Here is an 11,343-nt window from a genome sequence, read left to right on the forward strand (position 1 = left end):
ATTGTAAAGGTTTTCTGATTTCAAGTATAATAAACCTAACTGATTTCGATCGGAGCAACTTAGGTTTAGGAGGAAAAGGATTTGATAAAGAAAAAAAATCAATCTATCAAGATAATTGGACTTGGTGGATTAGGGGAAATCGGAAAGAATATGTATTTGGTGGAAGTGGACAAGGACATATTCGTCATTGATGCCGGGCTAATGTTCCCCGAGGAAGAGATGTTGGGCATTGATATGGTAATACCTGATATCACTTACTTGAAGGAGAATAAGGACCGTGTTAAAGCAATATTTTTAACGCATGGACATGAAGACCATATCGGGGCTCTTTCATACATACTTCGGCAGATCGATGTACCAGTCTATGGAATGAAACTGACACTTGCACTGGCAGGAGCCAAATTAAAGGAGCAGGACTTTAATAGAAAAGCTAACTTTATTGAAATAGATTCTAATATGGTTCTCGATTTAGATACTGTCCAAGTAAGCTTTTTTAGGACAAACCATAGTATTCCAGATTCAGTTGGGGTTTGTATCCACACTTCCGAAGGAATCATTGTTTACACGGGCGACTTTAAATTTGATCAGGCTGCCACCAGGCTTTATAAGCCGGAGATTGGAAAAATGGCAGCCATCGGTGAACAAGGTGTATTATGCTTGCTGTCAGACAGTACTGAAGCTGAAAAGCCGGGATATACAACGTCTGAAGCGATTGTTGAGCGCGAATTGTCGAACGCTTTTTACAATGCTCCGGGGCGGATTATTGCTGCCTGCTTTGCATCAGATATTAATAGAATTCAGCATATTTTTGATGCAGCCAAGGAGAACAAGCGTAAAGTCGCAGTAGTAGGAAAAAGCCTTGAGCGAATTTACCATATCGCTATGGATTTAGGGTATTTAGAGGTTGCGGATGATTTAATCATCTCTATTGATGAGATTAAGAACTACCAAGACAAGGAAATTGCTGTGTTGATGACTGGAAGCCAGGGTGAACCGATAGAAGCGCTGCAAAAAATGGCCAAGCAGACACATAAGCTGATCAATATTCAGCCGGGTGATACTGTCTTGATAGCCGCCTCGCCGCTAAAGGGCAACGAAGTATTTTTATTTAAAACAATTGATATGTTGTTTAGAGCTGGCGCTATTGTTGTTTCCGGAAAAAGAACCATCCATGTTTCAAGCCATGGCAGCCAAGAAGAATTAAAATTTATGATTAACCTGATGAAGCCTAAATTCTTTATTCCTGTTCACGGCGAATACAGGATGTTGAAAGCCCATCGGAAAATTGCAATGGAATGTGGTCTTCGCGATGAGCAAATTGCCATTCCAGATCGCGGTGACGTAGTGGAATGGAAGGATGGAAAGATTGCTATTACAGGTAAAGTGCCATCCGGAAATGTCCTGATTGATGGAATTGGCGTAGGCGATGTAGGGAACATTGTGCTGCGGGATCGTAAATTATTGTCTCAGGATGGCATATTAATAGTTGTGGTCACCCTGACAAAGCAGGAAAAGAAAATTGCCGCCGGACCGGAAATTATCTCAAGGGGATTTGTTTATGTCCGAGAGTCTGAAAAGTTAATGGATGACTCAAATAAATTAGTCCGCGATATCGTTGAAAGAAATATTGCCAAGGAAAGCTTTGAATGGTCAAGCTTAAAGCAGGAAATTAGAGATGATTTAAATCGTTACCTATTTGAAAAAACAAAAAGACGGCCGATGATTCTGCCAATCATAATGGAAGTATAAATATTAGGGGCCTGCTCCCGCTGCTTTATCTCAATGCAGCGGGGGACAGGCCTTTTTGATATTTATTTTTCAAGCATGAATTTACTCCATAGGCAAATACTAAAAGATATCATGCGTGAAGGGAGTATTGGGATGAATAACAATTTTATTAGAAATGATGCGGAGAATCCAGGGGGCGCTGAACCGCAAAAAGAGGAAAAGTCTGCTTCTCCTTTAATAGAAAAAATACAGCAACTAGGTCAAACGAATGTCCCGCAATTATCTGCCGATTCAAAAATTCACTGTTTGACTATTGTGGGACAAATTGAGGGGCATATGGCGCTTCCACCGCAAAACAAAACGACAAAATATGAACATATTATTCCCCAGCTTGTAGCAATAGAACAAAACCCTAATATTGAAGGAGTATTGATTATCTTAAATACGGTAGGCGGTGATGTTGAGGCAGGACTGGCCATTTCGGAAATGCTGGCTACCTTATCAAAACCTACTGTTTCAATTGTCTTGGGAGGAGGCCATTCGATTGGTGTGCCGATAGCTGTTTCCTGCACTCATTCTTTCATTGTTGAAACCGCAACGATGACGATTCATCCAATCCGCTTGACTGGGCTGGTTATCGGAGTCCCGCAAACCTTTGAATACTTGGACAAAATGCAGGAGCGGGTTGTTAATTTTGTAACCAAGCACTCAAGCATATCGGAAGAAACTTTTAAAGAATTAATGTTTGCAAAAGGAAATTTAACGAGGGATATTGGAACAAACGTAATTGGCGAAGAAGCAGTGAAATATGGATTGATAGACGAAGTAGGCGGCCTTGGCCATGCCATGAAGAAGTTAAACGAATTAATTGAGTTGAAAAAGAATAACAATGAGGGGATAATTCAATGATTTTGTATACTATGATGCCGAAGGAGCTAATTTTTCCAGATGATCCGGAAAGCTTCAAAAATCAGCAAATGATTACCTATCAGGGCATCCCTTTATTAGTAGAACAAACAGATCAGCTAAGTTTTCAAGTCGTCAAAGTTTTAAGCAGTGATCCTCAGCATTTTTTAAATGATCAGATTTGCCCTGGTGCAAAAATTTCTTTTTCAATTCAATAAGGATGACGGAAATCTATTAATGCATTATGGTATAATAAGGGTAAAGAGACAAGAGCAGCCAAAATAAGGCTGCTTTTCTGCCTTTATCATAAAAAAGTCGAGGCATCATAAGAATAAAATCAAAAATATAAGGTGATTGCATGGCCAAGAAAAAGAAACGACAACCGAAAAGACGAGATAACCAGCTAAAACGAACGGTCCAATATGAATTATCGGCACTGGCAATCCTAGCATTGGCGATTATTTCAATTGCAAAGCTTGGGGCCGTCGGGAGAGCGACCGTCCTGTTCTTCCGTTTTTGGATGGGTGAATGGTATATGCTTAGTTTATTGGGGCTAGTAATACTGAGTATTTATTTAATGTGGAAAAGGGAGATTCCATTTTTCTTTCATATTAAACTTGTAGGCAGTTATTTTATTGTTTCAGCTATTCTTCTTTTGAGTCACGTTACGTTGTTTGATCTGCTGAGCAATAATGGGAAATTTAAAAACCCCAGTGTCATTAACAATACATGGGAGTTATTCATGATGGAGGTCCGGGGTGAAACTAGTACACATGATCTGGGAGGAGGAATCCTTGGGGCCATATTGTTTGCTCTGTTTCATTATTTATTTGCAGAAACCGGTACAAAAATCATTGCCTTTATTTTTATTTTAGTAGGGATTATTTTATTAACAGGCAAATCATTTGGTGATTTCGTAGCAAAAATCTTGATGGGGGTTTTTGGCTTTTCAAAAACCCAGTGGCAAGCCTTTAAAACGGATGTAACAGAATGGAAACTGAAACAGCAGGAAAGGCGGACCGAACGGAGCAATCAAAGAAGGCAGGCCCAAGAAAACAGGCGGACTCGGACTCCGGAGACTGCCGTAAATGTTCCTGAGCCGCAGACTGTGGCTGGTGTGGACGAGGCGGTCATCCCTGAACCATTAATCTCCAATTTTGCGGATCGAGCATATCAGGAGGAGCTTCCAAGGGAAAGACCGCAGCGAGAACCGGCAAAGAGCAGAAGGAGCAAGCAGGATGAACCCGAGGAAGACAATTCTCCGCCTATTTCATTCGCTGAAGTGGAAAATGCAGCCTATGAATTGCCGCCGCTCAGGCTTCTAAAACTTCCTAAGAAAACTGACCAAAGTGGTGAGTATGAGCTAATTAACAAGAATGCAGCCAAACTTGAAAGAACCTTTCAAAGCTTCGGGGTCAAAGCCCGCGTCACACAGGTACACCTAGGGCCTGCTGTGACTAAATACGAAGTTCATCCTGATATCGGTGTTAAAGTCAGCAAAATCGTCAGTCTAAGTGACGACTTGGCATTGGCCCTGGCAGCGAAAGATATTCGAATTGAAGCCCCGATTCCAGGAAAATCAGCGATTGGTATAGAGGTTCCTAATTCTGAAATCGCGATGGTTTCATTAAGAGAGGTATTAGAAGCAACGCAAAATGATAAGCCGGATGCCAAACTAATGATTGCTCTTGGCAGGGATATTACAGGCGAGGCCGTGCTGGCAGAATTAAATAAAATGCCCCACCTGCTTGTCGCCGGAGCAACAGGAAGCGGAAAAAGTGTATGTATCAACGGGATAATCACGAGCATTTTAATGCGGGCAAAGCCCCATGAAGTTAAATTAATGATGATTGACCCGAAGATGGTCGAGTTAAATGTTTATAATGGAATTCCACATCTGCTCGCGCCGGTAGTGACAGAACCCAAAAAGGCCTCACAGGCGTTGAAAAAGGTTGTCAGTGAGATGGAGAGACGATATGAATTATTCTCCCATACCGGAACAAGGAATATTGAAGGATATAACGATCATGTTAGAAAACATAATCTTGAAGAAAATGATAAGCAGCCGTTATTGCCATATATTGTCGTTATAGTGGACGAGCTTGCAGATTTAATGATGGTTGCCTCTTCAGATGTAGAGGATTCCATTACTCGTCTAGCGCAGATGGCCCGTGCGGCCGGGATTCATCTTATTATTGCGACCCAGCGGCCATCCGTCGATGTCATCACCGGGGTCATCAAGGCCAATATTCCTTCCCGCATCGCTTTCGCCGTATCAAGTGGAACAGACTCGCGAACAATCCTCGACATGGGCGGGGCGGAAAAGCTTCTCGGCAGAGGGGACATGCTCTTTATGCCGGTCGGTGCGACAAAACCGGTCCGCGTACAGGGTGCCTTCCTATCCGATCAAGAAGTAGAGGACACGGTTGAATTTGTTATCTCCCAGCAAAAGGCACAGTATCAGGAGGAAATGATCCCTGATGATATTCCAGAGGCAGCTGGAGAGGTTGATGACGAATTATATGAAGAGGCAGTTGAATTGATTGTTGAGATGCAAACAGCATCTGTATCAATGCTGCAGCGCCGCTTCCGGATTGGCTATACAAGAGCAGCAAGACTGATTGACGAAATGGAGCTCCGTGGCGTGGTGGGGCCATACGAAGGAAGCAAACCTCGTGCGGTCTTAATTACTAAGCCAAACGAAGAAAAAAGCTCATAAAAAAAGGGTCTTCTGACTCTTTTTTTATTCTATTTTTAACAGGAATTGATAAGATAGTAATAGTGGGGAATAATGATTTTTATGATTTCGTCTTTTTTCGACAAAATTATGAATTTCTATTTATTTCTCACAGAAAACATGATAAGATTATTCCGATTAGTAGGAATGATATCAGAGGTCTGATGTCTTAGGAAAAAGGCTGGAGGAAAGCAGCATGTCCATCAAGTCAGATACACGGCATTTATATTTACAAGTAATCGATCGGCTTAAGCAGGATATTGATGATGGCATATACAAAGAAAAGGAAAAACTGCCATCAGAATTCGATCTTGCCAAGCAGCTTGGTGTCAGCAGGGCTACACTTCGAGAAGCTCTTAGGATTCTTGAAGAGGAAAATGTGATTATCAGGCGCCATGGGGTTGGTACGTTTGTAAACGCAAAGCCATTGTTTACATCAGGGATTGAACAGCTTAGCAGTGTTACTGACATGATTAAGCAGGCTGGCATGAAACCAGGGACCATTTTCTTAAGATCGTCAACTCAAAGCCCAACGGAAGAGGATATTCGTCGATTCTCATGTTCCGCTGATGAGGAAATAGTCGTGATCGAGAGAGTAAGAACCGCAAATGGAGAACCGGTCGTTTATTGCATTGACAAGGTTCCATCACATATACTGCCGGAAACCTTTTTACATGGTGAAGAATCAATCTTCAACATTTTGGTAGAAGAAGCTAACAGAAAGATTACATATGCGGTTGCACAAATCGAGCCAATTGGCTATCATGAGAAAATTTCCCCAATATTGGAATGTGACCCCGAAACTGCATTATTGGTTTTAAAACAAATGCATTTCGATGAAATGGATGAACCTGTCCTTTTTTCAGTAAACTATTTTAAAGCGGACAAATTTAGTTTTCATGTGCTCAGGAAACGTATTTAATTTTTTTTTATTGGCAATGAAAACGCAAACAGTCCATGCTTTAACATTACTACTAACAAACAAACAAACATTCTTAGGGGGAAAATACCTTGAAAAAGCGTAAAGTTGGAATGGCGTTATCACTTGTTCTTGCTGCTGGAACACTATTAGGTGCTTGTGGAAAAAGTGATGACAACAAAGGAACTGAAACATCAAAAGGCGGAGAAAAAGGAAAATCATTCTCTGTAGCAATGGTTACTGACGTCGGCGGTGTAGATGACAAATCCTTTAACCAATCAGCGTGGGAAGGTCTTCAAAAGTACGGTAAAGATAACGGCATGAAAGAAGGAAAAGGCGGTTATTCATACCTTCAGTCCAAATCAGATGCTGACTATGCAACAAACTTAAATACGCTTGCCCGACAAGATTTTGACTTAGTATATGGTATCGGCTTCTTAATGCAGGCAGCCGTTGAAGAAATTGCAAAACAACAAAAAGATCATAATTTTGCAATCGTGGACGCTGAAGTAAAACAGCCAAACGTAGCAAGTATCCTTTTTAAAGAGCAGGAAGCAGCATTCCTTGCGGGTGTAGCGGCTGCTTTAACAACAAAAACAAATCATATCGGTTTTATCGGTGGTATGGAAATTCCAGTTATCGAGCGTTTTGAGTCTGGCTTCCTTGCAGGTGTAAAAGCTGCAAAACCAGAAGTACAAGTTGATGTTCAATATTCTGGTGCATTTGACAAAGCGGAGTTAGGGCAATCCATTGCCTCTAAAATGTACTCTTCTGGTGCAGACGTTGTCTTCCACGCAGCTGGTGCTACTGGTAACGGTCTTTTCAAGGAAGCTACTGACCGTAAAGCGAAAGAACCAGGCAAAGATTTCTGGGCAATCGGGGTTGACCGTGACCAAGCTGATATGGGTCCGGACGTAGTCTTAACATCTGCATTAAAGCGTGTTGACGTTGCAGTTGAAGACTTGTCCAAAAAGGCAATGGATGGAAACTTCCCTGGCGGCGAAGTGGTATTATATGGCCTGCATGAAGACGGTGTAGGTTTAGCACCTATTAATGCAAAAGCTCCAAGCAAAGATGCTATTGATAAAGCTGTTAAAGAATATATCGAAAAAATCAAATCCGGTGACTTAAAAGTTCCACAAACTCGTGATGAATTGAAAAACTTTAGTGCAAAATAAAACTACTAACAGGGAATAAGCGGATATTCTCAAGATAATCCGCTTATTCCTTCTTAATGAAACCTTAATTGAAGTGCAGAAATGATTTTCTACCTTTCAATTAAGGTTTTAATGGGGAGATATCCCTGTTTTTTAAATCTTGGAAAGGTCTGACCTCTTACTTTTGTTGGTCGGAATTTCCATCACCTTCATTACAGGGAGTGAGAAAAAATGGATTATGTAATCGAGATGCTAAACATTCGTAAAGAATTCGGCAGCTTTGTTGCAAATGATAACATTACTCTCCAATTGAAAAAGGGAGAAATTCATGCCTTGCTTGGCGAAAACGGAGCAGGTAAATCAACTTTAATGAACGTGCTTTTTGGTTTGTATCAACCTGAAGCAGGAGAAATAAGAGTAAAAGGAAAGCCTGTAAAAATTACCGATCCTAACGTTGCCAATGACCTTGGAATCGGGATGGTCCATCAGCACTTTATGCTTGTGGATACCTTCACGGTAACTGAGAACATTATCCTTGGCAGAGAAATTACATCTGCAGGCCGGATTGACATTAAAAAGGCAGAACAGGAAGTTCGACAAATTTCCGAACGTTACGGATTATCAGTTGACCCGCAAGCGAAAATTTCCGATATCTCTGTAGGAATGCAGCAAAGGGTTGAAATTTTAAAAACATTATACCGCGGAGCTGAGATTTTAATTTTTGACGAACCGACTGCTGTGCTGACACCGCAAGAAATTAAAGAGTTAATTCAAATTATGAAAACTCTTATCAAAGAGGGTAAATCTATCATTCTTATTACCCACAAGTTAAAAGAAATTATGGAGGTTGCCGACCGCTGTACCGTCATTCGCAAAGGAAAAGGGATTGATACAGTTACTGTCAGTGAAACCAATCCAAATGAACTTGCAAGCCTGATGGTTGGACGTGAAGTTGTCTTTAAGACAGAAAAGAAGCCTGCTGAACCAAAGCAAGACGTATTGGTAGTTAAAGATTTAATGGTGAAGGATTCCCGTGGTGTCACGGTTGTTAATGGATTGGATTTAACAGTTCGCGCTGGTGAAATAGTCGGGATTGCAGGGGTTGACGGTAATGGACAGTCTGAGTTAATTGAAGCGCTTACAGGGCTGCGTAAATCTGATAGCGGCAGCATTCAACTAAATGGCAAAGAATTAATTAACCATACCCCTAGAAAAATTACGGAATCTGGGGTAGGCCACATTCCGCAGGACCGTCATAAACATGGACTTGTATTAAATTATCCAATTGCTGAAAATATGGTTTTACAAACCTATTATCAAAAGCCTTTTTCTAAAAGCGGAATCCTAAATTTTAAAGAAATTTATAATAAGGCAAGGAACTTAATCAGCGAATTCGATGTCCGTACACCAAGTGAATATACATTGGCACGCGCTCTTTCAGGAGGTAACCAGCAAAAAGCAATTATCGGCCGTGAAGTGGACCGGAATCCTGATTTATTGATTGCCGCACAACCGACTCGCGGCTTGGATGTGGGTGCGATTGAATTTATCCACAAACGGCTAATTGAACAGCGCGATCATGGCAAGGCTGTTTTGCTTGTATCTTTTGAATTAGATGAGATTATGAATGTCAGCGACCGGATTGCTGTTATTTATGAGGGGAAGATCGTTGCTGTTGTCAATCCAAAAGATACAGACGAACAAGAACTTGGATTGTTAATGGCAGGATCGAATAGAAAGGAAGCGGGTGCAAATGTCTAAACGCTTAACAGGTATCTTAACACCGATTATTTCGGTGTTATTAGGGATTATCGTGGGAACCATAATTATGTTAATTAGCGGATATGACCCGGTTGCCGCTTATACAGCACTTTGGAACGGGGCTTTTGGTGAAATTTATTATGTTGGGGAAGTTATTCGCCAGTTTACACCATATATTTTATCCGGTTTGGCAGTAGCATTTGCCTTTCGAGTCGGCCTATTTAATATCGGTGTCGAGGGACAATTTATTGTGGGCTGGCTGGCCGCTGTATGGGTTGGGGTTGCCTTTGATTTACCAAAAGTTATCCATCTGCCGCTCGCCATTGTGGCTGCAATAGCTGCAGGCGCCCTTTGGGCATTTATCCCGGGCTTTCTAAAAGCACGTTTCCGGGTCCATGAAGTTATTGTGACAATCATGATGAACTATATTGCACTGCATGTAACCAACTATATTATCAGAAATGTTTTGGCGTCAAAAAGCGGTGACAAAACGGAGATGATTCATGAATCAGCAAGCCTTCGTTCCGAATGGCTGCAAAGTCTGACAGATTATTCACGTCTTCACTGGGGGATAATCCTTGCTATTGCCTGTTGTTTTATCATGTGGTTCTTATTAGAAAAAACGACAAGAGGCTACGAATTGCGGGCAGTTGGTTTTAACCAGCATGCTGCACATTATGCAGGCATGAATGTAAATAAAAATATCATCCTTTCAATGGTGATTTCCGGTGCTTTTGCTGGATTGGCCGGTGCGATGGAGGGACTTGGAACCTTCGGATATGCGGCCGTTAAAGGAGGATTTACTGGTGTAGGTTTTGATGGTATCGCGATTGCCTTGCTCGGTTCAAACACGGCTTTAGGGGTTTTCTTCTCAGCGATATTATTCGGTGCTTTAAAAGTTGGGGCGTTAAACATGCCGCTTGAAGCGGGTGTACCAAATGAACTTGTTGATATCATAATCGCACTCATTGTATTCTTTGTTGCATCAAGCTATATCATAAGAGTTGTTCTTGATCGAATTGGTAAGAAGGAGGTGAAGTAAGTGAGCTTAATGGATATTTTAACGATCGTTGTTCCTTCCACGCTATTATGGGCTGCTCCACTTATCTTCACTGCGTTAGGCGGCATATTTTCTGAGCGTTCCGGTGTCGTTAACATCGGTCTCGAAGGATTAATGGTTATTGGAGCATTCACTTCCATCGTGTTTAACTTAACATTTTTTGATACATTCGGAAATGCAACTCCTTGGATCGCCATTTTAGTGGCGATGGCTGCTGGTGCGATTTTCTCGATTTTACATGCTTTAGCATCGATCACTTTTCGTGCTGACCACACCGTTTCCGGTGTAGCCATTAACTTACTTGCAGTTGGTTTAACTATGTTCCTTGTTAAACAAATTTATGGAAAAGGGGAAACAGGGATCATCAGCAAAGGCTTTAGTAAAATTGACGTTCCTGTTTTAAAAGATATCCCAGTAATCGGGAAGATCTTTTTCCAAAATACGTATTGGACATCCTTTGTAGCAATTATCGTTGCCATTATCGCCTGGTACGTTGTTTATAAAACACCGTTCGGCCTTCGTCTTCGCTCCGTTGGTGAACATCCAATGGCGGCAGATACAATGGGGATTAATGTAACTAAAATGCGTTATTTAGGTGTAATGATTTCTGGAGCACTTGGCGGAGTCGGCGGTGCTGTCTATGCACAGTCCATTACTTCTAATTTCAGTCACGCTACCATCAGCGGACAGGGCTTCATGGCCCTGGCGGCTATGATTTTCGGAAAATGGCATCCACTTGGAGCACTTGGAGCAGGTATTTTCTTTGGATTCGCACAGAGTATTAGTATCATTGGTTCAAGCTTGCCATTCTTAAAAGAAATACCAAACGTGTATTTGTTAATTGCTCCATATGTGTTAACCATTCTAGCCTTAACTGGCTTCATCGGCCGTGCCGATGCCCCAAAGGCAGTGGGTACCCACTATATAAAAGGAAGCAGATAAAATTCATTGGACCCTCAGATTTGCTGGGGGTTCTTTTTTTATGCTTGAATTGTACAGGTTCTATAGTATAGGTTTTATATGAAAGGAAAAAATATAAAGAAAAATGTTTTCATATTATATGTTAAGACCCTAT

The 11,343-nt window shown here is 41.4% G+C and carries 9 protein-coding genes; all 9 read left to right on the top strand.

Features of this window, described 5'->3' with window-relative positions:
* Window positions 1-81 precede the first annotated feature (81 nt).
* The 9 genes from ACZ5AE_RS09895 (at window position 82) to ACZ5AE_RS09935 (ending at window position 11,210) form a co-directional block, all read left to right on the top strand.
* Window positions 82-1,749 (top strand): ribonuclease J, encoded by a 1,668-nt coding sequence (locus ACZ5AE_RS09895; RefSeq protein ID WP_464571787.1) that lies wholly within the window; start codon window positions 82-84, stop codon window positions 1,747-1,749.
* Between the two features lie 132 nt (window positions 1,750-1,881).
* Complete coding sequence (locus tag ACZ5AE_RS09900; protein ID WP_464571789.1) at window positions 1,882-2,637, top strand: ClpP family protease; 756 nt, start codon at window positions 1,882-1,884, stop codon at window positions 2,635-2,637.
* A complete protein-coding gene (locus tag ACZ5AE_RS09905) occupies window positions 2,634-2,852 on the top strand; it encodes a YlzJ-like family protein (protein WP_464571791.1) in 219 nt (72 codons plus the stop codon). The genes ACZ5AE_RS09900 and ACZ5AE_RS09905 overlap by 4 nt, the downstream gene beginning before the upstream one ends.
* A gap of 140 nt (window positions 2,853-2,992) precedes the next feature.
* Complete coding sequence (locus ACZ5AE_RS09910) at window positions 2,993-5,353, top strand: DNA translocase FtsK (RefSeq protein WP_464571793.1); 2,361 nt, start codon at window positions 2,993-2,995, stop codon at window positions 5,351-5,353.
* Window positions 5,354-5,567: 214 nt separating this feature from the next.
* The gene (locus ACZ5AE_RS09915; protein WP_464571795.1) at window positions 5,568-6,293 is read left to right on the top strand and encodes a GntR family transcriptional regulator; all 726 of its coding nucleotides are present in this window, start codon (window positions 5,568-5,570) and stop codon (window positions 6,291-6,293) included.
* Window positions 6,294-6,382: 89 nt separating this feature from the next.
* Window positions 6,383-7,468 carry a BMP family lipoprotein gene (locus ACZ5AE_RS09920; protein ID WP_464571797.1) on the top strand — a complete coding sequence of 362 codons (1,086 nt, stop codon included), beginning with the start codon at window positions 6,383-6,385 and terminating at the stop codon, window positions 7,466-7,468.
* 210 nt (window positions 7,469-7,678) lie between these two features.
* Window positions 7,679-9,208, top strand: a complete 1,530-nt coding sequence (locus ACZ5AE_RS09925) for an ABC transporter ATP-binding protein (RefSeq protein WP_464571799.1) — start codon at window positions 7,679-7,681, stop codon at window positions 9,206-9,208.
* Complete coding sequence (locus ACZ5AE_RS09930) at window positions 9,201-10,250, top strand: ABC transporter permease (RefSeq protein ID WP_464571801.1); 1,050 nt, start codon at window positions 9,201-9,203, stop codon at window positions 10,248-10,250. The genes ACZ5AE_RS09925 and ACZ5AE_RS09930 overlap by 8 nt, the downstream gene beginning before the upstream one ends.
* Entirely contained in the window at window positions 10,251-11,210 is a 960-nt protein-coding gene (locus tag ACZ5AE_RS09935) for an ABC transporter permease (protein ID WP_464571803.1), read from the top strand.
* The last annotated feature ends 133 nt before the right edge of the window (window positions 11,211-11,343 follow it).

The organism is Neobacillus sp. S1227 (genome assembly GCF_055385255.1).